Raw genomic sequence first — 21,311 nt, 5'->3', positions numbered from 1 at the left:
CGTTGGTGACCCGCATCACAAGTAAAAGACGCCGGGGGTTACAATCGAGTGACACGGCGCCCTCCTTGGGAGAAGCTTCCGGCGAAGAGCCGTCAGCGCGCGGCCCGGGCACGATTCGATGACGAGTTGGGAGATGGCGGATGCGGACGGGCACCGGCGCGATCACGCATCTTCGCGACTTGAGATTTTCCGCACCGGCCGAATACGCGCGCACGCTGCGCAAAGCCCATGAGGCCACCATTTCGGGTAGCCCCGACCCCTCGATTTCACCGGCCATTATCAAGTCCTGGCAGCGTTCGCTGGCGCTGGGCATCGACCCTGATCAACACAGGCCGGTTCACCGGCACGGAGTGTCCGAGGCGCGGTCGCTGAGCGCCGGGCACCGCCTGGCCACCGTGATCCCGGCCTTGTCCCAGTTGCTGGCCGACGAGTCCGCCGCGGGCCGCCACCTGTTGATCGTCACCGACCAACAGGGTGAAGTGCTGTGGCGGGTGGGCAGCCGGCAAGCGCTACGGCTGGCCGATTCCTTGGAGTTTGTGGAAGGCGCAGACTGGTCCGAATCCGGCGTGGGGACCAACGCCATCAGCGAGGCCCTCGTGACCGGTGCACCTGCCCAGCTGTTTTCTGCCGAACACTTGGTGCGCACGCATCACGACTGGGCCTGCACCGCGGCTCCGATCCGCGACCCCTTCACAGGAGAAGTCGTCGGGGTGCTCGATGTTTCCGGCCCCTTCGAATCGGTCACACCGGACAGCCTCCGCATGGTGCGCTGCGGCGTGCGGCTGGCGGAGGAACTGTTGAAGTCTGCCGGTGCGCCTTGGAGAACCGATGCGGTTCGTCCCACGCTGACGCTGAGGTTGTTGGGTGACAAGCCGAGCGCCGAGGTCGACGGCGGTGCGCGTCTTCCGCTGACGCTGCGCCGCGCTGAGATCCTGGCGCTGCTGGCATCCCGGACCCAGGGATGGAGCGCCGATGAACTGGCGTACAGGCTCCATGGCGAAGACGGCGCCGCGACGGCGATCAGGACTGAGATGCATCGCATCCGCGGCATCCTGGGCAACGTGATGGAACCCAACCCTTACCGTTTCTCGTCGGCCGTCCGGGTAGTCACGGACATATCAGTGGTCGCCAATCATCTGCGGGACGGACGCGTGGCGGACGCGCTGGCCGCCTATCCCGCGAAGATGCTCAACCGTTCGGCGAACCTGTCCGTCGAGCTCATGCGGGATGAGCTCAACGAAGCCGTGGGGGCCTCGGTCCGCTCCAGCGGGGATGCCCAACTCATCATGCGGTGGTGTGCGAGCGACATGGGCGCGTCGGACGTCGAAGCAGCCGCGGCAATGGCCAGCCTGATCGGACCGGGCGATCCGCGCTTTCAACTGGTCCGGGCGCGGATGGAACGGGTCGATCGGGAAATGCAGTCCTGACCGGGGGTGGGGGCTCTGGCTAGGGGCTCGTCTGGCTAGGGAGCTGTTCGACTAGGGGGCTGGCGGGGCAACTCCAGGGCAGCCTTGGCCTCGCGGGTTTCTGATGCAGTCGTCAGCGTAGTTACGGGTGATCGATCGCCAGACACTGATGGTCTGCGGTGGTGAATTGAACTGTCCTTGACCCGGGATAGGCAGCGGCGGGCCGTTGTTGACGGAGTACGTTCCCTGGAAGTGGGTGGTGAGCACCACCTGGAAGTCGCCGGTCTGCGTGTAGATGTGACTGGTCCGGGTCTTCTCACCCCACCGGTCCTGCGGCAGCGGACCGCCGGCCGACGGCTGGGGCCCGAACGTTGTTCCGTCACCGTAGTTCCACGTGTACTGGGCGGGGGTCGCCACGACGTGGACCTTCTGGGCAAGGATGGTGATGTCGAACTGCTGTTCTGCCGAGGCGGCGAAGAAATTCGTTTCCGCGCCCCGGAGGGTGTGGGGACTCGGCTGGGCCGTGACGGTTCCTGCTGCCACCGGCAGTTTCTGGAACTCGCTCTGAATCATGGCCGCTATGCGGGGAAGCAGGTCTTCCGGCTTCGGATCGAAAAGGCACGTCGGTCCGGAATGGAACGTCCACACAGGGTTTGGGATCCCCTTAGGCGCCTTCAACCAAACCACCGGGATTCCATCTTTCCCATCGGGGCCGTTCTTACACTCCAACTGTCGAGCCAAACACGGCGTATCGAAATCGGCGCCGCCCATGTGGCATTGGAGTTCGTACTTGTACTGGTTGGGGTCCGGGTTAGGCACACCCGGATCCTCCGCAACGAACCCGCCAGTGGCACTGTCCCAAGTCCAACCGCCCAAAGTCACATTGTCAGGCTTCCAATCACCAAAGAAGTCTGGATCGTTAGCTAATGAAGGCGAGGCACCAACTATAGCCAAAGAGGCGGCAGTGAGGAGCGTAGCAAGCCCCCTAAACTTCCCCAATATCGTCATGACTCAACCGACAATTTTGCCGATATCCGACAGCCGCCATGACCCATTCGAATAGACAACAAAAAGTAGATTTCCCGTGTCGTCCGGCTGGGGGTCACTTCTGGCCACACTCCCGTCCTGGCGCATATATGTGAGTGCTACCTGTCGGGCTTGAACAGCGACCTGATAGGCCGAATCCGCCCCCTTATTGAACGTCGTACTCGTCGCGACGGCGGCCACCTTGCCCCCGACAAGCCACCGACCTTCAGTATGCCAAGCGTTGATCACTTGTTTGGCCCTGTCACAGGGACCGCAAGACGGGGATGTAACACTGTCCAGCGGTGCGAGGTCACCGGTCTCGTATGCGTAGCTGAGCAGGCTGAACCAATATTCGGCAAACGCTATGGCCCCCTCCTTCGTCTCGGCTTTCGCTGCCTCGGGCAACACCGGGACAGGAACATTTTGCGCCTTGCCCTTGGCATCTGCCGGCTTATACGCAGCGGTTGGCGTTGGTGTGGGGCTCGGCGTGGCCGTAGCCGGCTCTGATGCAGAAGCCGACGCTGAAGTGCTGTCATTTCCCGGCGGGGTGGCGCCCCCATTGCACGCGGTGAGCATGAGGGCAGAGGCGGCGACAACAGCAGCGGCCGAATAGCGCAACCGTGCGAAAGGCGAAGTACGAGATGTCATGGGCAGCTATTCCCCCGATAGTTTCAAGACGTCCGAGCCGCCCGCAATAACTCCGGACGGTGGTTAAAGGGTAACTGAGGTCACACTTTGATGCTCAAAGTTATCCACAGGTACTTTCTCCGGTCTACCACCCAAGACACCAGGCAGAAAAGTCACACGGACACCGGCACGAAGCAATTCGGCTTCCCAAGCCCGACGCCATACGTTTGTTGATTCCCCACAAAAAAGCCAACAAAAAGCCAAACTAGCGTCGTTGAAGACCAGACGATCCCGCGAAAAGGACCCATCAATGATGATTCAGGCAAATGTCCGCACCGGCGACGAAACGGGCGACGAAAGACTCGACGAAGCCAGCCGTGAAGCAACTCAAAAGGCCGGTCGCGACATCCTCGAAATAGCCCGTCAACAGGTCCTCGAGGACGGAATCGGCCTGACCCAGCTCCAGCTCGAGGAAGTCCTCCGCCTCCCGGACGCAGCCCTTCCCGCCGCCCTTCAACTAGCCCATGAAGTGCGCCTGAAGCACTGCGGCGAGGACGTCGAAGTCGAGGGCATCATCTCCATCAAGACCGGCGGCTGCCCCGAGGACTGCCACTTCTGCAGCCAGTCCGGGCTCTTTGACAGCCCGGTAAGAGGCGTCTGGCTCGACATCCCCGAACTCGTCAAAGCCGCCAAGGAAACAGCCGCCACCGGAGCCACCGAGTTCTGCATCGTCGCCGCCGTCCGCGGCCCCGACATCAAGCTCATGAACCAGATCAAGTTCGCGATCGACCGCATCAACGAGGCCGTGGACATCAACATCGCCTGTTCCCTGGGCATGCTCACCCAGCGCCAGGTGGACCAGCTCGCTGAGTGGGGCGTGCACCGCTACAACCACAACCTCGAAACAGCCCGCAGCTACTTCCCCGAAGTCGTCACCACCCACAGTTACGAAGAACGCCTGGAGACCTGCAACATGGTCAAGGCCGCCGGCATGGAACTGTGCTGCGGTGCCCTGATCGGCATGGGCGAAACCCTGGAACAGCGCGCCGAACTCGCCGCCCAGCTCGCCGCCCTCGAACCCCACGAAGTCCCGCTGAATTTCCTCAACCCGCGCCCCGGCACCCCGCTCGAAAACCAGGGAATTATGGACGGCAAGGACGCCCTGCGCGCCATTGCCGCATTCCGCCTCGCCATGCCCCGCACTGTGCTGCGCTACGCCGGCGGCCGGGAACTCACCCTTGGCGACCTCGGCACCCGCGAAGGCCTCCTCGGCGGCATCAACGCCGTCATCGTCGGCAACTACCTCACCACCCTGGGCCGCCCCGCCACCGCCGACCTCAACCTGCTGGTCGAATTGAACATGCCCATCAAGGAACTCCAGAAGACGTTATGAACGGGGTTTCCAAGAACGCAACCACCGGCGACCCAACCTCCGGCAAGCCGGACGACGCAACCATCACTGCCTTTTGCGGGCACTGCGGAGAGCCGTCCGACGGCGGCGCCAGCCCGACGTCGGACGTTCACCAGAGGTGCGGCGAGCGCCTCACGCTGGAACCGCCGCGGTACTGCGGCGCCTGCCGGCGCCGCCTGAAAGTCCAGGTGACACCGCTCGGATGGACGGCGGAATGCTCCCGCCACGGCACCACCGAAATGAGAATATGTCCTTAAGACACTGGCCATTGCCTGCCACCGGCTGAACAATAGGCCCATGATGTTCACACATGCAGACGGCAACCCCATTCTCAACCTTGACGATGACCAGTCGTGGAAGCTCATTGAGGGCACCAAGCACGGCCGGCTGGTAGTGACCGTGGCCGGCGAACCGGACATCTTCCCGGTCAATTACGCCGTGAGCGGCCGGAAGCTCTACCTCCGGACAGCTCCGGGCAACAAGCTCGCTGAGCTCACTATCAACGCCAAAGTCCTCTTTGAGACGGACGGCATCATGTCGGACGAAGCCTGGTCCGTGGTGCTTCGCGGTACGGCGCGGGTCCTCGACCAGTCTGCTGATATCGCGGCCGCGGAATCCCTGGGCCTGAAGCCCTGGGTGCCCACGTTGAAGGACTTTTACGTTGAGATCGAGCCGGTGTCGGTCAGCGGACGGCACTTCCAGTTCGGCGAACATCCGGAGCGCGAAATCTAGGGATTGCATCCGGGCCCAAGGGCGGGGCGCCCGCGGGTCTGCGGCCGCCTAGACTTAAATCATGGCTGACCAGCTCACCCCCGAACGGCGCAGCTGGAACATGTCCAGGATCCGCGGCAAGAACACCAAGCCGGAACTGCTGGTGCGGAGCCTGTTGCACTCAAAGGGCTACCGCTACCGCCTGCACGGCAGCGCGCGTGGCGGCAAGCTCCCCGGCAACCCCGATCTGGTGTTCGCCGGACGGCACAAAGTCATCTTCGTCAACGGCTGCTTTTGGCATTTCCATGACTGCAAGGCGGGGCAGCACGCTCCCAAGGCGAATGCGGAGTTCTGGGATACGAAACGGACACGGACCAGGAACCGGGACGCCGAACAGCGCCGCCTCCTGGAAGCAACAGGATGGCAGGTGCTCACCGTCTGGGAATGCGAACTCAAGGACGTCTCGGCCTTGGAGGAACAGCTGGAGCAATTCCTCGCCTGAACACAAAGTTGACTATGGCGCCCGGCGGGCCGCCAGCGCAGCGTTGAACGCCGTGGCCGACGCCTCACTGCTGTTGATGCGCCAGTCCGTTTCCTTCTGCAGGTGGAACCAGACGAAGCCCACTACGTCCGGCTGCGCTGCCAGGTAGCTCACCAGATCGGTATTCCACTGTGCCTTGGATCCGCCGGCCTCAGCGGACGCGGTTTCGGCAATCAGGATGGGGAGCCCGGGAGCGAGCGTCCGCAACTGGGCTATCCCCGGCGCAAAAAGGTCCTGCGGCGACGTCCAACTGCTCCACGACGCCGAGGTGCCCCAGTTGTACCCGTCGAGGGCCACAATGTCCACGTAGCCGGCACCCGGGAACAGGCCGGCAAGATCGGTGGATCCAAAGTACGGAACATTCGGGCTCCAGACCCAGGACACGTTGCTGGCACCGGCAGCAGCTACGACGTCGTGCACATGCCGCCAGGCCTGCACGTAGTCGCCGGACTGATTGCCGTTCACGCCTTCGGCCCACGGGTACCAGTTGCCGTTCATCTCATGCGCAAACCTCAACTGGACGGGCTGGCCCCACGACGCCAGTGCTTGCCCCCACTGCGTAATGTAGGCATCGAAGTCGCCGGCCGCGATCCGGTCCAAGGCGTAGGCGGGCTGCGTCAGCCCGCCGCCCCATGCCCACGGTTCCCAGGTGACCAGCGGAACGGCGCCGCGCGCCCGTACGGCGTTCATCTCGGTGATGGGCGGCGCCTGCAGGAAGTCCTTGTAGAAAAGCACACTCGATGGGCTCTCCCCCGCAAGGCGCGCGACGTCGTCCAGTTCGGCACTGGCCAGGGGGCCGCCCGCCGTCGCCACCCCGAAGCGGAGTGCCGCCGTGCTGACGGGAGGGATGGTGGGAGCGGAAGAAGTAACCGTGAAAACGGATGAGGCCTTGATGGAGGACGTCTTGGCCGTGATGGTCAGCGGTCCCAGGGGCGCCGCAGGAACGGTAATCGAGGTACTGAAGGCACCGGACGCCGCAGTCTTGAAAGAGAACGTGGAGGAACCGACTATCACGGTTCCGGTGGTGGAAACCTTGAACCCTGTTCCGCTGACTGTCACGGCCGAACCCGCCGGTCCGGTGGCCGGGTCGAGGTAAACCTGCGCTGCCACGGCCGCCGCAGCGGGCGCCGCCTGGACGGGTTGCACGGCCGCCAGGGTGACGGCCAGCCCCACCACCAGACCAGTAACAACGTTTCTCACGATCCTGAACACAGCGGTCCCCGCAATCGGCTGGTGGCCTTGCGGGCCACGGGTCAGTTCGGTGCCGGCAGGCACTTGTCCCGATCCTAAACGCAGATTGTTGAGTCTCATCAAGATTGGCGCAAATTTTTCCGGAAAACGCGTTCCACGCCAGCCGGAGCCCTACTGTAAAAGAGGCAAGGTTGTGGCCGCACCCGTTATCCCGGATGTGCAGGGCCAAGGGAAGGGGTGTCCAATGGATGGACAGGATGGCGTGAGCCAGCTGTACGTTGACCCCTCCGTGCTGCAAACGCTCCGTTGTGAACTTGAGCCCGATGCCGAGTACTGCACAGTATTCGTCAACAGCTATATCCAGCAACTTCCCCGGCGGTTGGACCGGCTCCGACATGCCGTGGAGGCAATGGACCTGGACGCTGCCATGGACGCGGTCCTCAGCGTGAAGACCTCGAGCATGATGGTGGGCGCCGCCTACCTGGGCAGGCTCGCGGATGAGCTCGAAACCATCCTGAAGCACCTGGAGAACCACCCGGAAACAGTGGCGGAGCAACCGCCGCGGCTACAGCTCGCGCTCCTGGAAAGTATGGATGCGTGCACGGATCAGACCGTGGCCGGCCTTTCGGCGGCGGCAGCGGCCTAAGTCCGGCCATCCCCCAGTGCAACTGGGGAATTGAGGCTTACGAGGCCAACCGTTCACGCGCCTTCTGACCCGAGCGGGACGGCCCAGCTCCACGTTCAGGCTGGCTGATCTCGGCCCACACCGTATCGAGGGAAAGCCCGAGGACGTCGGCGATCGCGGCGATGGTGGAGAAGGCAGGGGTGGCGACCCGGCCCGATTCGATCTTCCGGAGGGTCTCCGGTGAGACGCGCGCGTCGAGCGCAGTCTCGAGCATCGAGCGCTCTCCCCTCGCACGGCGCAGCAGGGCACCGAGGCGCTGTCCGCGCTCGACTTCAGCGGATGTGAGGGGCAACCTGACCATGGCTCCAATTCTAATACCGGGATAATATGGCCGGGATAGTTATTGGTTGCGTGAGAAAGGCGCCACATGATTGAGATCCTTAACCCCACAGAGCTGGCCCGGGCAAAAGTAACCGGCGCCCTGGTCGCTGACATCCTGCACACGCTCAAGGGCCGGAGCACGGTCGGCACAAACCTGCTGGACATCGACCGGTGGGCTGCGGCAATGATCCTCGAGGCTGGAGCGCTGTCCTGTTACGTCGACTACGAGCCGTCGTTCGGACGCGGGCCGTTCGGCCACTACATCTGCACGGCCGTCAACGACGCGGTGCTCCACGGACTGCCCCACGATTACACGCTTGCCGACGGCGACCTGCTGACACTGGACCTGGCCGTCTCCAAGGACGGTGTGGCTGCAGACTCCGCCATCAGTTTCATCGTGGGCGACTCCAAGCCGCAGGAGAGCCTCGCGATGATCAGCGCGACCGAGCGGGCACTGAGCGCGGGCATAGCGGCTGCCGGACCCGGGGCCCGCATCGGCGACATCTCCCATGCCATCGGTTCGGTCCTCAGCGCCGCGGGGTACCCGATCAACACCGAGTTCGGGGGTCATGGCATCGGATCAACGATGCATCAGGACCCGCACATCGCGAACACCGGGCGGCCGGGCCGCGGATACGAGCTGCGCCCGGGGCTGATGCTCGCCCTGGAGCCGTGGGTCATGGCCGACACCGCCAAACTCATCACGGACGCCGACGGGTGGACGCTCCGAAGTGCCACAGGCTGCCGGACAGCACACAGTGAGCACACGATCGCCATCACCGACGACGGAGCAGAGATCCTCACCCTGCCGAAGCAGGCGCACATCTGAGGCCGAAGCCGCGCCGTCGCCGCGAATCAGCGCTCGGCAGGAGCCAACCGGTAGCCCACCCCGCGCACGGTCTGCAGCCAGCGCGGGTTCTGCGGGCTGTCGCCCAGCTTCTTGCGGAGGTTTCCCATATGCACCTCGACGGACCGTTCGTCCGCCTCTGAGATGTAGCCTCCGACGTCGTACGGTTCGTCGCGCAGCCGCCTCACCAGTTCGGATTTGGTCCGCACCATGCGTCCTGCTTCCAGGAGCGCGTGCAGCAGATCGAATTCGGTGCGCGTGAGGTGCAGTTCGCGCCCGTCCACGCTCACGGTCCGCGCCTCGTAGCTGAACTCAAGGCCGTTATGCGTCAGTGTCCGGCCTGTGTCGCCCGCTACGGCCGGTGCCTTGGCACCTGCGGTAGCGTCCGACGTCGACCGCGGACGCCGCATCATGGCCGCGACGCGCGCTCGCAGTTCCCGCGGACGGAAAGGCTTCGTCAGGTAGTCGTCCGCGCCGGATTCCAGTCCGATGAGGGTATCCAGTTCCTCGGCACGGGCCGTCAGCATCACGATGTATGCGTCGGAGAACTCCCTGATCTGGCGCGCAACTTCAAAACCGTCGATGTCCGGAAGGCCCAGGTCCAGGGTGATGACTGCCGGGTTGAGCTCCTTGGCCGCGACCACGCCGGCCGCGCCGCTGCTCGCGACTTGGACGTCGAAGCCGGCCTGGACCAGCACCACCCGGACCAGCTCACGGATGTCGTGATCATCCTCGATTACCAGACCCACACGTGATTCACTCATCGCAGCCCCCTCAGTCCGCTCGATACCGTCAGAAGTATAGCGCTCGGCGGATATCGTGGGGGTATGCGTCCAGTAAACCGCACCTCGACAATCACCCGGCCATGAGCGGCAACGTCACCTGGGACATGAAGTCCGGCCGGATACTTTTCTTCCGCCGGTCGTTCCACGAGTATTCGCTGCGCGGACGGGTCACCCTGAGTCAGATGCCGTTGTCCATCACAGCGGCACTCACGGCCATGCTGATGCTCATGTTTTTCCCGGGGACGCTGGGGAATCCCCTCTTCATCGCTTTCCTGGCCACACAGGTCCTGATCCTGGCGCTGTGCTTCCTCGTTCCATGGCACCGGCTGCCGTTCGCCAGCTTCCTGGTGATTCCCGTCCTTGACTTCGTCTCGATCGCACTGGGCAGGGAGGGCGGCCAGGAGGGCCTGACCGGCATCAGCCTGCTGGCTGTCTTTCCCGTCATCTGGCTGTGCGCGTCGGGGCTGTACCCCCGCGCTTCCCTGGTGGCGTCCTTCCTGGCTCCCCTGGCCATCATCTGGGTGCCGTTGTTCCTTCACGGGAATGTCACCGGCCAGGACCTGGCGCGCTCCCTGCTGCTGCCGGTGATGATGCTGGGGATCGGCGTATCCGTGAGCGTATTGACTCTCAGCATGGTCCGGCAACAGCGAGACCTCGAAGAGAAGGATGCTCAACTGCGGATTACCCTCAAGGAGAGCAAGCGGCAGGAGGAACTGCTGAATTCGGTGCTGGAAACGGTGCATCTCGGCGTCCTGGCAGTGGATGCGGACGGGCACGACATTCTCATGAACCGGAAGCAACGGGAAAACCACCGGCTGGCCACACCTGCGGGTAACGACGATCCCAACGAGTCCCAGCTCCTCGTGTTCGAAGCCGACCGGACCACCGCCGTCCCGGTGGACCAGCGGCCAGTCCGTCGCGCCGTGATGGGCGAAAGCTTTACCGACAACCTGGTGTGGCTGGGCAGCGGCAGCGAACAACGCGCCATCACCACCAGCGCCCGCGCGATGCGGGACCAGGACGGTGCGTTCGCCGGATCGGTAATTGTGTTTAGCGACGTCACCGACCTGGTGAATGCCTTGGCGGCCAAAGACGATTTCGTGGCCAACGTTTCCCACGAGTTCCGCACACCGCTGACCTCAATCCTCGGCTACGTCGAACTGCTGCTGGACGAACTTGACGGTGCACGCGACCCCCGCCGCGACGCGCTCATGATTATCCGCCGTAACTCCGAGCGGCTGCTCGGGCTGGTGTCGGATCTGCTGGCAAGCCGCAGCGGGCAGCTTATTGTCAGCCCGCAGGCGGTGAACGTGGCCGAACTTGTCCGGGCCAGCATTAGCGCCGCGCTTCCCCGTGCCGCCGCTGCAAAAGTACGGCTTAGTGCGGACGCTCCCGAACGGCTGGAGGCCCACGTGGATGCCGGGCGCATGTCTCAGGTACTGGATAACCTGGTGTCCAACGCCATCAAATACTCGCCGAACGGCGGTGACGTCGTGGTCTCATTGCACTCGGACGGGTCCCATTTGGTGTGCCGGGTCAGCGATACGGGCATGGGCATGAGCGACAAGGATCAGGCGGAGGTGTTTACGAAGTTTTTCCGGACCGGCAACGTAAGGAACACTTCGATTCCCGGCGTGGGGCTGGGCCTGTCCATCAGCAAGGCCATTGTTGAAGCACACGGCGGAAGCATCCAGCTTCGGAGCGCACTGGGACAGGGAACCACGTTCACCGTCAGGGTGCCGGTCTAGCGCCCGGAGCCTGGCGGCCGGCCGCCGTCAGGCCGGCGCCCGGAACTGTTCGATCAGCGTCCGGGCCATCTCTTGTGCGCGCTTGGCGGCATCGGCGTCGCCCTCCGTCGCGGAGATGATGGACCCTTTCATGAGGATGTGCCATGACCGGGAGAAATCCTCCGTGTCCCGGAGTCCTGCTTCCTCCGCCAACTGCTGGACATGGCCGCGGATCCGGGCAAGGTAGTCGATGCTAGCCCGGCCCAGCGGATGGTTGGCGCCCATCTCAAGGAGGATGTTAATGAACGAGCACGCCTCAAAATCGTCGCGCCGGAACCAGTCGCCGAACACGTCGAAGATGGCCAGCAACTGCTCAGTGGGCGTTTCGCCGCGACGGCGGGCGTCAGCGACAATCATGTCCACGGTCCACTGGCGGTCGCGCTGCTCGAGGAAGGCAAGCACCAGTTCATCCTTGGATGAAAAGTGCCGGTAGAACGTAGCCTTTGCCACGCCGGCCCGGCTGATCAGCTCGTTGACGCCCACGTCTCTGATCCCGCGGCGGGCGAAGAGTTCATATGCCGTATCCACGATCCGCTGCCTCGCGGCGGCGCCAGTAATGGCAGCCTGGCCCCCCAGGGCAGGCTGGACCGGTGCGTAGTCTGGCGTCGGGTTCATTGCAAATAGTCTAGCCCAAAGGGGAGACAGACTTGTCTGTCTAAGATAAAATTCTCTACATTCCGGTCGGTCGAATTCCCAGGCGTTTGAGCCAGAGCGCTTGAGCCACAGGAGGGTAAGAGATGCCGAAGAAATTGTTGTCAGCCGTAGAAACCCATCAAGGCGATTCATGGCAGGCGCGGTCCGGGATCCATGCCGTTGGGGGGCCCGCACACGGGCGCGTGAATCTTGAGCCGATTCGCCACCAGTCGCTGGAAATCATCAATGCAATCCTGATGGACACCGATCCGGAAGGGTCCGAAATCCGCAATCAGCTTCGCCGTTGCCTCAGCAGGAACAAAGGCAACCCGGAGAGGGCTTTGCTCATGCACCTCATGTCAATGCCGGGCCGCTCCGAGCCCGTCATCGTTGATTAAGTCCTGCCTGCCGCACCACTTCACCCCAGGACTGCTGTGCCAGGTCGGCAACAGCTGCCAGGATGTCCGACGGCGGCAGGGAAAGATCAAGCGGGTACTCCACCACGTCGATATCCGTATTAAGAATGCGGCGGAGCTTCATTTCCCCCGCGCCTGCGTACACCAGCCAGGCGGTCGGGACGCGTAGGGCCGTGCAGTAGGCCAGCATCTGGAAATGGTCCCCGGACAGGGACGCGCCCTGGTCCGTCGCGGCCCGGTATTTCGTGTCGTAGACCACCACGGGACGGCCGCCGAGCAGGTGCACGGCGTCCGGGTTCACCGTGAGCCGGTCGGAATCGCGCACCGCCTCGTTCAATAGTGCGTTGTACTGCAGCCGCATCTCACCGGGATAGGCAGCCATGGCCTCGCGGAGGGCCGTACCCACAAAGTCCTCGAAGACCTGCCCCATATCCACCACGAACGACGCCGTCTGCTGCTTCCCGTCACCAGCCTCGGCTGAGGCGTTGCGCAGGATCACTTCGGAGAGGCGGAGCACCGCGTGGTAACGGCTGTTCATCCTGGTGGCCTGCCACAGCGGCAGGGGCGCCCCGGGCTGAAGGCGCGTGACGGCGTCGAGCTTTCCTTTCAGCTGCCGCAGGCGGCTCTGGACGTCCGGCCGGACGCGCGGGACCCGGGCCATACGCTCCAGGGCAGCCCGCAGGATGCGGTTCTCGGCAATGTCATCGGTGAATTCGTCATAGGAAACTTCCAGCGGCACTAGCATTCCGGGCCGGCGCGAAATCTGGTCCGAGATCCGGATCCGGCCTTTCACCGTCCGCAGTGATTCGTCCACGGTGAGGTAGCCCTGCAGGACTCCGCGGCTCAGGGCGCGGTTTGCCAGCTGGGCCAGCGACTCTGCCAGAGCGCTCCACAGATCCGAGTCCTCCACGGCCGCCACCGGATCGTCGCGAAAGCCCTGGTTCCCCGCGTAGCTGAGCAGGAACAATAGCCGGTTGAGGCCCAGGCGGTCCTTCGGCCGGACCTCCAGCTGAACCGACGGCGTCCGCACCGACCCGACCTTGCCGACCGGCTCGATCCTGAACAGGCCCATGCCCATCGGCGACGCCTTGGCCAGGCCGCTGGCGTTAACGAACGCGGCGCTGGCGGGGTCCAGTTTGTCCACCACGCCGCCGGACAGCTCGTCCAGCACAATGTGACGGACAGCCTTGCCGGCGCTGGAGGGCTGGCGCGTCGGCCGCGGCGGCACGGCCACAGGCGTCAGCCCGTTAGCAGGCAACAATCCCTTAGCGGGACGCAAGACGGCCCAGCAGCTGCTCAAGCCCGAAGCGCTCCTGTAGCTGGGCCCGGTTCAGCTGACCGTGGTAGTGCTCTTCCAGGAGTGGCATGAGCTCGTACTTCCAGATCCGGCGCAGGCCGGCGGGAGTCTGGGCTGCCTTCTTCATGAAGTAGGACGGGCCGATCATCAGGTCGCGGTCCCATTCGTCAATCGCGTCGTTGAGTGCGTCCAGGAGAAGGGCAGGGGTGGTGTCCAGGTTCCGGGCCTGCAGGAAGCGAAGGAGGGAGCCCTTCACCGGTTCGGTTTTGGGGTGCAGTTCGATAAAGGAGAACCGCCGGCGGATGGCGGCGTCCATCATGGCAATCGAGCGGTCCGCGGTGTTCATGGTGCCAATGATGTACAGGTTGTCCGGGAGCGTGAACGGCTCGTTGGGACTGTACTGGAGGTAGATGCGGTCGTCGCGGTACTCCAGCAGGAAGTACAGCTCACCGAACACCTTCGCAAGGTTGGCGCGGTTCATCTCATCGATGATCAGGAAATAGGGCTTGTTTTCGTTGCCGGGCTTGGCCGCTTCTTCAGCAAGGCGGCGCAGCGGGCCGGCCACAAGCTTGAAGGACACCTGCCCCTCGTCGGTCTTGTCCGGCCGGAAGCCCTCGAAGAAGTCCTCGTAGGCGTAAGACGGATGGAACTGCACCAGCTTGACGCGTTCGTCGGTGCTGTCCCCGGCAAGCTGGGCCGCCAGGTGCTTGGCGAGGTAGGTCTTGCCCGTTCCGGGCGGCCCGTAAAGCACCAGCTGCCGGTTCTCCTCGAGGAGTTCCGCGATTTCCTGCAGCGGTTCCAGGTCCATGTGCAGGGACGCCGCGAACTCCTCCGTCAGGGGACGGAACCCCTCCGGAACCGGTTCGACGACGACGGCCGGCTCCCCGGCGTCGTCGGCCTCCGCTTCCGCTTCGGCGGGCAGCAGCGCCTGCAGCGCCTGTACCACCCGGGTGACGTCCACGATGACACCCGGTGTGGTCAGCTGGCGCTGCACGTGGCGGGGAAGGTCCGCCATGTTGTGGGCGTCATCGAACCAGCGGACCTTGCGGCGCATCCGGCGGTTGTCCTCATTGTGCTCCGGCTCTCCCAAAACACCGCCCAGGCGGACCGCGCCGGCATGCTGGTACAAGACCAGGTCGCCCGGCTTCATCACCGTGAGGAAAGCAAAAACCGCAGTCTTGTTGTCCTCGCGCTCAACGTAGCCCAGGTGCTTGTAGTCCTCGTCGACCGCGTGCTGCACAACGCCCGCGGTAACGCCTGCGTCCAGGAGGCGCAAATGCTCGACGTCGAGCGTCACCTTCTCCTCCCCGTGCCAGGCCGCCAGGAGGTCCTTGACGTCATGGTGCGTGCGCAGGAGCCACGCCCTGCGCCCCGGATCCCCCACCTTGCGCCACTGGCTCACGAGCTGGCGGGCGTACCAGTCGATCCGCTGGCCGGCCTGCTTGTCCAGGTAGAGGCGGATGCGGTGGATATCGGCGGTGATTTCCACTTCGCTGTCGCCCTTGGCACCGCCCACCAGGGAAGCGAAGGCATCCCTGATTTCCTGCCGCTCCACGTCGGCAACCACCGGCTCGAAATAGCTAGGCCACGCAAGGTATTCGATGCTGCGGCGGATCGCGGGCTGGTCATCGGGCGTCCCGGACGCAAGCTGGTGGAACACGAGGGGATCCCCCAGCGCCTTGGCCACGGAATTCGTGGACTGCTGGTCAACGTGCTGCACAAACCGGCACAGCCACTTCAGGTGGTCCCAGATAGTCCAGTTGAATTCGGCTGTGCGGTCACGGATGACACCATGGTCCGTCATGCCCTTATACAGTTCGTCCGGCAGTTCCAGGGGCGGCTCCAGCCAGGAGGCAGCCTCGGCCACCCTGGCACGTTTGACCTTCAGCGACTTGACCTCGTGGGCCAGCGGCAGCGACTGGAGGAACAGCAGCTCAACGGCCAGCTGCTTGGCCGGGCGGGAGGCATCGGCAAGGTTTTGCCGGAGGTTGGTCATCATCGGAGCTTTGGAGTCCGCCACGCCCAGCTCCAGCCGCTCCAGCAGCTCCGAGGCAGCCGCGGTGGTCCACGTCTGGGTTCGTCCGTCCAGCGCCGAAGGCTTCCCCTGCAGGCCGGCCCCCAGGACAAACCACGCCGCGTCCTCGATCTCCTTGGAGATTCCGGGGGCGCGGGTCATGGCAGGCTTCGCGGTGGGGGTCATGCCTTCAAATTTACAGGGTTAACCTGAATGGCAGCACCACGGGATTCGCAAGGTTACCGTCCCGTAAACGGGCGGGCCTCCGTGGCTTTCGACCCTAGTACCGGGGAAGGAACGGCCATAGGCTGACGCCACTAGAGGAGCGTGCCATGACTTTTCAAGACCTGACCCGGAAGATGTTCACGGCCATCCGGGGAACCGGGCTCAGCCGGGGGCCGGACAGGTTGCTCGGCGGGGTGTGTGGCGGATTAGCCGCCAAGCTGGGCGTGGACCCCAACGCAGCCAGGATTGTCTTCCTGATCCTGGCCCTGGTGCCCGGCCCGGCGGTCACCTTCTACATCTGGGCCTGGATCCTGCTGCCGGACAGCACCACGAACCGCATCTACCTGGAGTCCTGGCTCAACAGCTGATTCGCGGCGGTGTACTAGAGGGAGCTGCCCGGCGCCGGTTCAACCAGCACTGCTAGCGGGCGGCGGTACCGTCAGCAGTGCCAACCGCCGCCGGTTCAACCGGCCGCGTTAGCGGACCTTGGCGGGCAGATTCTTGCGTCCGAACGCGAAATAGCTACCCGGACCGACGAAGTTGATCAGCGTGACGGCGCGCCACATCGCCTTGCTGCCGCGGATCTGCTCTGCGGGCCGCCGGGAAATGTCGCGCTGGGCCGCGATCAGGAGGGAGAGCTGCACGGCAGCTGCCACCAGGGTCCCAAACCGTGCGAGCGGCGGCATTTCCTTCCAGGACTTCTTCTTTTTCTTCGTGTCTTTCCTTGTGGCCATGGCCGATGCTCCTTGGTTCTTGATTGATGTTGTGACGATCATAGGGAAACAGCCCCGGCCTAGGTAGGGGCTTTGGGCTCAAGCCGTGAACGGCTCCAGCCGCTCTTTCTGTTCGGGAGTCAGACGGAGCACCCGTCCCGTGGACTCGTCCACGAAGGCCAGGTGCGTGGTGGCCCTGACGCAGTCCTCCCGCGTCACGGGGTCCTGCAACAGATAGTGGATATCGAAGCTGGCACCCTTGACGGCACCGATCCACAACTGGACCACTGCCGGCACGTTCCGGTACTCGAGCGTCTTCACGTAGCGGATTTTGTGCTCCACCACCAAGGCCATGGTGCCTTCTTCAACGTCGTTGAAGAGGGACACCTGCGGCGCGACGCCGGGCAGGCCGGCGCCGCGCGGCGGCCCGAAGGCAGCGATACGGGCTTCTTCAAGGATCCGCACGATCTGGACGTTGTTGATGTGGCCGTAGGCGTCCATGTCTCCCCAGCGCATGGGCACCAGGACTTCGATGCGCCGGCCGCCTGGCACGGTCCGGCCGGCGGCGCTCAGCTTCGCACCGCCGTCGCGTCTTCCGCTGAATCGGCCAACGCCGCACCGGCGTCCTCGCCCGCGAACTGGGACATGTACAGCCGGTAATAGGCACCCTTGCGTTCCAGCAGATCGTGGTGGTTGCCCTGTTCCACGATCCGCCCGGCTTCCATCACCAGGATGGTGTCGGCGTCGCGGATAGTGGAGAGTCGGTGTGCAATCACAAAGCTGGTGCGGTCCGTCCGCAGGGCAGCCATGGCCTTCTGGACCAGGACTTCCGTGCGGGTGTCCACAGAGCTGGTTGCCTCGTCCAGGATGAGCAGGGACGGGTTGGCCACAAAAGCCCGTGCGATGGTGATGAGCTGCTTTTCACCGGCGCTGACATTGTTGCCTTCCTCATCGATGACCGTGTTATAACCGTCCGGCAGTGCCCGGACGAACCGGTCCACGAACGTTGCCCGGGCAGCCTCCATGACCTGGTCCTCGGTGGCGTCGAGGTTCCCATACTTGATGTTGTCGTAGATGCTGCCGCCGAACAGCCAGGCGTCCTGCAGGACCATGCCCACCTTCGCCCGCAGTTCGGAACGGCTCAGGTGGGTGATGTCAACGCCGTCCAAAGTGATGCTCCCCGAATTGAGCTCGTAGAACCGCATCACCAGGTTGACCAGCGTGGTCTTGCCCGCCCCGGTGGGGCCGACGATTGCCACGGTATGCCCCGGCTCCGCGGTGAAGGAAAGGTCCTCAATCAGGGACTTGTCCGCCGAATAGCTGAAGGTCACGTGCTTGAACTCCACGTGGCCGTCGGTCTTGGCGGGCAGGTGCTCGGTGGCGGTTTCGGCATCCTGCTCCTCTGCATCGAGGAATTCGAAGACACGCTCCGCGGAGGCAACGCCGGACTGCAGCATATTGGCCATCCCCGCCATCTGTCCCAGCGGCTGCGTGAACTCCCGGGAGTACTGGATGAACGCGGTGGCATCGCCCAGGCTCATTCCGCCGGAGGCCACCCGCAATCCGCCCACCACTGCAATGCCCACGTAGCTGAGGTAGGAGAGGAACTGCATAACCGGCATGATCATGCCGGAGACGAACTGGGCGCCGAAACTGGCCCTGTACAGGGCTTCATTCCGCTCGTCGAAGCGCTCCAGCATGTCGGCGTCGCGGCCGAAGACGCGCACCAGGTCGTGGCCGGAGAACGATTCCTCGATCTGGCCGTTGAGCTGGCCGGTGTTCTTCCATTGCGCGGCGAACAGCTTCTGGCTTCGCGAGCCGATGATGCCGGCCGCCACGCCGGACAGCGGGAGGGCTACAAGGGCGATGAGGGCCAGTTGCCACGACACGATGAACATCATGATCACGATGCCGATCACTGTCAGTGCAGAACTGAGCAGCTGCGCGAAGGCCTGCTGCAGCGCCTGCTGGATGTTGTCGACGTCGTTGGTGACACGGGAGAGCGTGTCACCGCGCTGGCGGGTGTCGAAGTAGTTCAACGGCAGCCGGTTGAGCTTTTTCTCGGTATCGTCACGCAGTTTGCGGACCACGCGCATCACCAGCACGTTCAGGACGTAGCCCTGCAGCCAGGTGAAAATGTTCGCCACGAAGTACATCACCAGCACAACGCTGATCAGGAACGACAACTTCTGGAAGTCGATCCCCACCCCGGGAATGAGTTCCATCTTGGAGATCATGTCCGCGAAGTTGTTCTCGCCCCGGGCACGCAGCCCGTCGACGAACTGCTCCTTGCTGACTCCGGCGGGCAGTTGCTTCCCCACCACTCCCCCGAAGATGACGTCCATGGCCTGCCCCAGGATCTTGGGGGCAATAACGTTGAGGACGACGGCGACAGTCACCATGGCCAGCACGACGGCGATACCTGCGGACTCGGGTTTCAACAAACCCATCAGGCGCTTGGCGGAGGGCCAGAAGTGCTCTGCCTTCTTCGCGGGTGCCCCGCCGAACATGTCGCCGTCGGCCTCGGTGGGCTTGTACTCCTCTTCAAAGAAGTCTTCGTCTTCCGCGGGACTCGATTCCTGGCTGGCGGAGACTTTTTCGTTGGTGCTCATGCCACTTCCTCCGCGGTCAGCTGCGACTCGACAATTTCCTGGTAGGTGGTGGAACTCTGCAGCAGTTCCTCGTGTGTTCCCCGGTCCACGATCCGGCCGTTGTCCAGCACCAGGATCTGGTCGGCGTCGGCAATGGTGGACACCCGCTGCCCCACAATGATGACCGTGGCGTCCGCCGTCTTGGCCTTAAGCGCGCGGCGGAGCCGGGCATCCGTGGCAACGTCGAGGGCGGAGAACGAGTCATCGAACAAGTACACCTTGGGCCGCGTCACCAAGGCCCTGGCGATGCACAGGCGCTGGCGCTGGCCTCCCGAGACGTTAGTGCCGCCCTGGGCGATCCTGGAATCAAGACCATTCTTCTTCTCACGGACGAAGTCAGCAGCCTGGGCCACTGTGAGCGCGTCCCACAACTCCTGGTCCGTCGCCTCCGTCTTACCGAACCGCAGGTTGTGCTCGATGGTGCCGGAGAAGAGGTAGGGGCGCTGCGGCACCATGGCCACACGGCTGGTGATTTCGGAGCGATCGAGGTCAGTAATGGATACACCGTCGAGCAGTACCTCGCCGGAGGCGACATCGTACAGCCGCGGCAGCAGTGACAGCAGGCTGGTCTTGCCGGCGCCGGTCGATCCGACGATGGCCACGGTCTGGCCGGGCTCGGCCGTGAAGCTGATGTCGCTCAGGACGGGCTCTTCCGCCCCGGGGTAGGCGAACGAGACGTTGCGGTATTCCACACGTCCGGCCCGCCTGGCAGGTGCCACCGGCGCCGCCGGTTCGTGGATGGAGGGTTCGACGTCGAGCACCTCACCAATGCGGTCCGCGCAGACCGAAGCACGGGGAATCATCATGGCCATGAACGTGCCCATCATGACCGCCATGAGGATCTGCAACAGGTACTGCAGGAACGCGGTCAGAGAGCCCACCTGCATTTCCCCCGCATCCACGCGCTGGCCGCCGAACCACAGTACTGCGGCGGTGGAGACGTGGAGGATCATGCCGATGGCGGGGAACATCAGGACGAACAGGGCGCCAATCTTCAGGGAGACGTCGGTGAGTTCGCGGTTTGCCTCACCGAAGCGCCGGGTCTCATGCGGTTCCCGGACGAAGGCGCGGACCACTCGGATGCCGATGATCTGCTCGCGGAGAATGCCGTTAATGCGGTCGATTTTCGTCTGCATGGAGCGGAACAGCGGCATGAGGCGAACCACAAGGTACCCCACCACGGCAATCAATACCGGCACGGAAACCCACACGAGCCAGGACAGGCTCAGGTCCTCGCGCAGGGCCATGAAGATGCCGCCGATGCACATGATGGGCGTGGCCACCATGAAGTTCAGCCCCATCAGCACGAGCATCTGCACCTGCTGGACATCGTTGGTGCCACGCGTGATCAACGTCGGTGCGCCGAAGACGTTGACGTCCTTGGCCGAAAAGCCGGTCACCTTGCGGAAGACGCCCCGGCGGAGGTCCCGGCCGAACGCCATGGCCGCCTTGGACCCGAAGTACACGCCCGCGATGGCGGTGGCCACCTGCACCAGCGCGACCCCGAGCATGAGCCCGCCCGTTCGCCAAATGTAGTCAGTGTCGCCGCGGGAGACGCCCTCGTCGATGATCTGTGCGTTCAGGCTGGGGAGGTAGAGGGCCGCGATGGTCGATGCCAGTTGGAAGAGAATGACCGCCGCGATATACGGCAGATACGGCTTGGAGTAGCGCCGTATAAGGGTGACAAGCATGCCCGGGAGTCCTTTGGAATGTGCGCGGAGTGAGTTCAGGAAGTATTACCAGCGGGGGCTGACATTCTCAGCCTTCCCACTCTACGAAATCCGTTGCCTATGCGAAACAATGCCCGCTAAATATCATCCGAAGGGCGTATCGATGTTGTAGAAACTAAAGCTTCCCACGTGTCCCTTGTTACGGGTGAAACGGGTGTTGTCCCTCGGTTCCAAGGGGTCCGGCTGTGAAAAACGGGTACCCGGTCAAGTACCGGCTACTCGCGACTACTCCAGTGCCTGGGGCCTAGCGTGAAGGGGTCAGTTAGTTGACAACTCTGCAGGAGAGTCGCAGGT

At 63.8% G+C, this 21,311-nt stretch carries 21 protein-coding genes; 9 read left to right on the top strand and 12 right to left on the bottom strand.

Translation table 11 applies throughout. The features are described from left to right. The first annotated feature begins 140 nt into the window (after positions 1-140). The gene (locus ACFVWT_RS13380) at positions 141-1,427 is read left to right on the top strand and encodes a GAF domain-containing protein (protein WP_390248456.1); all 1,287 of its coding nucleotides are present in this window, start codon (positions 141-143) and stop codon (positions 1,425-1,427) included. A 51-nt stretch (positions 1,428-1,478) separates the two neighbouring features. Here ACFVWT_RS13380 and ACFVWT_RS13375 read toward each other — a convergent pair whose 3' ends face one another. Together ACFVWT_RS13375 and ACFVWT_RS13370 are read right to left on the bottom strand one after the other, a co-directional pair. Next, complete coding sequence (locus ACFVWT_RS13375; protein ID WP_390248454.1) at positions 1,479-1,979, bottom strand: PKD domain-containing protein; 501 nt, start codon at positions 1,977-1,979, stop codon at positions 1,479-1,481. Between the two features lie 438 nt (positions 1,980-2,417). After that, a complete protein-coding gene (locus tag ACFVWT_RS13370; protein ID WP_390248795.1) occupies positions 2,418-3,008 on the bottom strand; it encodes a DUF6318 family protein in 591 nt (196 codons plus the stop codon). Between the two features lie 361 nt (positions 3,009-3,369). On the opposite strand from ACFVWT_RS13370, the gene bioB reads away from it, so the two are divergent. The 3 genes from bioB (at position 3,370) to ACFVWT_RS13355 (ending at position 5,683) form a co-directional block, all read left to right on the top strand. Further along, positions 3,370-4,452, top strand: coding sequence for a biotin synthase BioB (bioB, locus tag ACFVWT_RS13365; protein WP_390248452.1), 1,083 nt, complete (start codon positions 3,370-3,372; stop codon positions 4,450-4,452). 315 nt (positions 4,453-4,767) lie between these two features. Beyond that, the gene (locus ACFVWT_RS13360; RefSeq protein ID WP_043478686.1) at positions 4,768-5,202 is read left to right on the top strand and encodes a pyridoxamine 5'-phosphate oxidase family protein; all 435 of its coding nucleotides are present in this window, start codon (positions 4,768-4,770) and stop codon (positions 5,200-5,202) included. Positions 5,203-5,263: 61 nt separating this feature from the next. After that, on the top strand, positions 5,264-5,683 hold the full coding sequence (locus ACFVWT_RS13355; protein ID WP_390248450.1) for a very short patch repair endonuclease: 420 nt from the start codon (positions 5,264-5,266) through the stop codon (positions 5,681-5,683). 12 nt (positions 5,684-5,695) lie between these two features. On the opposite strand, the gene ACFVWT_RS13350 is transcribed toward ACFVWT_RS13355, so the two are convergent. Continuing rightward, the gene (locus ACFVWT_RS13350; RefSeq protein ID WP_390248793.1) at positions 5,696-6,925 is read right to left on the bottom strand and encodes a glycoside hydrolase family 26 protein; all 1,230 of its coding nucleotides are present in this window, start codon (positions 6,923-6,925) and stop codon (positions 5,696-5,698) included. A 232-nt stretch (positions 6,926-7,157) separates the two neighbouring features. Here ACFVWT_RS13350 and ACFVWT_RS13345 point away from each other — a divergent pair, with 232 nt between their 5' ends. Beyond that, positions 7,158-7,559: an Hpt domain-containing protein gene (locus tag ACFVWT_RS13345; protein ID WP_390248448.1), complete on the top strand. Its 402-nt coding sequence runs from the start codon at positions 7,158-7,160 to the stop codon at positions 7,557-7,559. Positions 7,560-7,596: 37 nt separating this feature from the next. Here the strand turns inward: ACFVWT_RS13345 and ACFVWT_RS13340 are convergent, their stop codons facing one another. Continuing rightward, positions 7,597-7,899: a helix-turn-helix domain-containing protein gene (locus ACFVWT_RS13340; RefSeq protein WP_390248446.1), complete on the bottom strand. Its 303-nt coding sequence runs from the start codon at positions 7,897-7,899 to the stop codon at positions 7,597-7,599. A gap of 66 nt (positions 7,900-7,965) precedes the next feature. Between ACFVWT_RS13340 and map the strand changes: the two genes are divergently transcribed. Further along, the gene (gene map, locus ACFVWT_RS13335) at positions 7,966-8,748 is read left to right on the top strand and encodes a type I methionyl aminopeptidase (protein WP_390248444.1); all 783 of its coding nucleotides are present in this window, start codon (positions 7,966-7,968) and stop codon (positions 8,746-8,748) included. Between the two features lie 26 nt (positions 8,749-8,774). Here the strand turns inward: map and ACFVWT_RS13330 are convergent, their stop codons facing one another. After that, positions 8,775-9,530: a response regulator transcription factor gene (locus tag ACFVWT_RS13330; protein WP_390248442.1), complete on the bottom strand. Its 756-nt coding sequence runs from the start codon at positions 9,528-9,530 to the stop codon at positions 8,775-8,777. Between the two features lie 101 nt (positions 9,531-9,631). On the opposite strand from ACFVWT_RS13330, the gene ACFVWT_RS13325 reads away from it, so the two are divergent. Next, positions 9,632-11,299: a sensor histidine kinase gene (locus ACFVWT_RS13325; protein ID WP_390248440.1), complete on the top strand. Its 1,668-nt coding sequence runs from the start codon at positions 9,632-9,634 to the stop codon at positions 11,297-11,299. Between the two features lie 27 nt (positions 11,300-11,326). On the opposite strand, the gene ACFVWT_RS13320 is transcribed toward ACFVWT_RS13325, so the two are convergent. Continuing rightward, positions 11,327-11,953 carry a TetR/AcrR family transcriptional regulator gene (locus ACFVWT_RS13320; RefSeq protein WP_390248438.1) on the bottom strand — a complete coding sequence of 209 codons (627 nt, stop codon included), beginning with the start codon at positions 11,951-11,953 and terminating at the stop codon, positions 11,327-11,329. Positions 11,954-12,075: 122 nt separating this feature from the next. Between ACFVWT_RS13320 and ACFVWT_RS13315 the strand changes: the two genes are divergently transcribed. Beyond that, positions 12,076-12,369 carry a hypothetical protein gene (locus tag ACFVWT_RS13315; RefSeq protein ID WP_390248436.1) on the top strand — a complete coding sequence of 98 codons (294 nt, stop codon included), beginning with the start codon at positions 12,076-12,078 and terminating at the stop codon, positions 12,367-12,369. Here ACFVWT_RS13315 and ACFVWT_RS13310 read toward each other — a convergent pair. Continuing rightward, entirely contained in the window at positions 12,356-13,615 is a 1,260-nt protein-coding gene (locus ACFVWT_RS13310) for an McrC family protein (RefSeq protein ID WP_390248791.1), read from the bottom strand. The two genes, ACFVWT_RS13315 and ACFVWT_RS13310, sit on opposite strands and share 14 nt — an antisense overlap. Before the next feature lie 37 nt (positions 13,616-13,652). Continuing rightward, positions 13,653-15,884 (bottom strand): McrB family protein, encoded by a 2,232-nt coding sequence (locus ACFVWT_RS13305; protein WP_390248434.1) that lies wholly within the window; start codon positions 15,882-15,884, stop codon positions 13,653-13,655. 146 nt (positions 15,885-16,030) lie between these two features. Between ACFVWT_RS13305 and ACFVWT_RS13300 the strand changes: the two genes are divergently transcribed. Then, positions 16,031-16,291 carry a PspC domain-containing protein gene (locus ACFVWT_RS13300; RefSeq protein WP_390248432.1) on the top strand — a complete coding sequence of 87 codons (261 nt, stop codon included), beginning with the start codon at positions 16,031-16,033 and terminating at the stop codon, positions 16,289-16,291. A gap of 108 nt (positions 16,292-16,399) precedes the next feature. Here the strand turns inward: ACFVWT_RS13300 and ACFVWT_RS13295 are convergent, their stop codons facing one another. The 4 genes from ACFVWT_RS13295 to ACFVWT_RS13280 form a co-directional block, all read right to left on the bottom strand. Continuing rightward, on the bottom strand, positions 16,400-16,657 hold the full coding sequence (locus tag ACFVWT_RS13295; RefSeq protein WP_390248430.1) for a hypothetical protein: 258 nt from the start codon (positions 16,655-16,657) through the stop codon (positions 16,400-16,402). Between the two features lie 78 nt (positions 16,658-16,735). Further along, positions 16,736-17,152 carry an acyl-CoA thioesterase gene (locus tag ACFVWT_RS13290; protein ID WP_390248789.1) on the bottom strand — a complete coding sequence of 139 codons (417 nt, stop codon included), beginning with the start codon at positions 17,150-17,152 and terminating at the stop codon, positions 16,736-16,738. A gap of 53 nt (positions 17,153-17,205) precedes the next feature. Then, positions 17,206-19,248, bottom strand: a complete 2,043-nt coding sequence (locus ACFVWT_RS13285) for an ABC transporter ATP-binding protein (protein ID WP_390248428.1) — start codon at positions 19,246-19,248, stop codon at positions 17,206-17,208. Next, positions 19,245-20,978 carry an ABC transporter ATP-binding protein gene (locus ACFVWT_RS13280; protein ID WP_390248426.1) on the bottom strand — a complete coding sequence of 578 codons (1,734 nt, stop codon included), beginning with the start codon at positions 20,976-20,978 and terminating at the stop codon, positions 19,245-19,247. Before ACFVWT_RS13280 ends, ACFVWT_RS13285 begins: the two co-directional genes overlap by 4 nt. Between the last annotated feature and the right edge of the window lie 333 nt (positions 20,979-21,311).

This window comes from Arthrobacter sp. NPDC058288, assembly GCF_042880995.1.
Taxonomy (GTDB): domain Bacteria; phylum Actinomycetota; class Actinomycetes; order Actinomycetales; family Micrococcaceae; genus Arthrobacter.
Note: the sequence above shows the minus strand (reverse complement) of the source record. Positions and strands in the feature narration are given on the sequence as shown.

What these genes read in the sequence shown, in the direction of transcription:
- ACFVWT_RS13380 (WP_390248456.1), top strand. Translation starts at nt 141, where the DNA reads ATGCGGACGGGCACCGGCGCGATCACGCATCTTCGCGACTTGAGATTT.
- ACFVWT_RS13375 (WP_390248454.1), bottom strand. Translation starts at nt 1,979, where the DNA reads ATGATTCAGAGCGAGTTCCAGAAACTGCCGGTGGCAGCAGGAACCGTC.
- ACFVWT_RS13370 (WP_390248795.1), bottom strand. Translation starts at nt 3,008, where the DNA reads ATGCTCACCGCGTGCAATGGGGGCGCCACCCCGCCGGGAAATGACAGC.
- bioB (WP_390248452.1), top strand. Translation starts at nt 3,370, where the DNA reads ATGATGATTCAGGCAAATGTCCGCACCGGCGACGAAACGGGCGACGAA.
- ACFVWT_RS13360 (WP_043478686.1), top strand. Translation starts at nt 4,768, where the DNA reads ATGATGTTCACACATGCAGACGGCAACCCCATTCTCAACCTTGACGAT.
- ACFVWT_RS13355 (WP_390248450.1), top strand. Translation starts at nt 5,264, where the DNA reads ATGGCTGACCAGCTCACCCCCGAACGGCGCAGCTGGAACATGTCCAGG.
- ACFVWT_RS13345 (WP_390248448.1), top strand. Translation starts at nt 7,158, where the DNA reads ATGGATGGACAGGATGGCGTGAGCCAGCTGTACGTTGACCCCTCCGTG.
- ACFVWT_RS13340 (WP_390248446.1), bottom strand. Translation starts at nt 7,899, where the DNA reads ATGGTCAGGTTGCCCCTCACATCCGCTGAAGTCGAGCGCGGACAGCGC.
- map (WP_390248444.1), top strand. Translation starts at nt 7,966, where the DNA reads ATGATTGAGATCCTTAACCCCACAGAGCTGGCCCGGGCAAAAGTAACC.
- ACFVWT_RS13330 (WP_390248442.1), bottom strand. Translation starts at nt 9,530, where the DNA reads ATGAGTGAATCACGTGTGGGTCTGGTAATCGAGGATGATCACGACATC.
- ACFVWT_RS13325 (WP_390248440.1), top strand. Translation starts at nt 9,632, where the DNA reads ATGAGCGGCAACGTCACCTGGGACATGAAGTCCGGCCGGATACTTTTC.
- ACFVWT_RS13320 (WP_390248438.1), bottom strand. Translation starts at nt 11,953, where the DNA reads ATGAACCCGACGCCAGACTACGCACCGGTCCAGCCTGCCCTGGGGGGC.
- ACFVWT_RS13315 (WP_390248436.1), top strand. Translation starts at nt 12,076, where the DNA reads ATGCCGAAGAAATTGTTGTCAGCCGTAGAAACCCATCAAGGCGATTCA.
- ACFVWT_RS13305 (WP_390248434.1), bottom strand. Translation starts at nt 15,884, where the DNA reads ATGACCCCCACCGCGAAGCCTGCCATGACCCGCGCCCCCGGAATCTCC.
- ACFVWT_RS13300 (WP_390248432.1), top strand. Translation starts at nt 16,031, where the DNA reads ATGACTTTTCAAGACCTGACCCGGAAGATGTTCACGGCCATCCGGGGA.
- ACFVWT_RS13295 (WP_390248430.1), bottom strand. Translation starts at nt 16,657, where the DNA reads ATGGCCACAAGGAAAGACACGAAGAAAAAGAAGAAGTCCTGGAAGGAA.
- ACFVWT_RS13290 (WP_390248789.1), bottom strand. Translation starts at nt 17,152, where the DNA reads ATGCGCTGGGGAGACATGGACGCCTACGGCCACATCAACAACGTCCAG.
- ACFVWT_RS13285 (WP_390248428.1), bottom strand. Translation starts at nt 19,248, where the DNA reads ATGAGCACCAACGAAAAAGTCTCCGCCAGCCAGGAATCGAGTCCCGCG.
- ACFVWT_RS13280 (WP_390248426.1), bottom strand. Translation starts at nt 20,978, where the DNA reads ATGCTTGTCACCCTTATACGGCGCTACTCCAAGCCGTATCTGCCGTAT.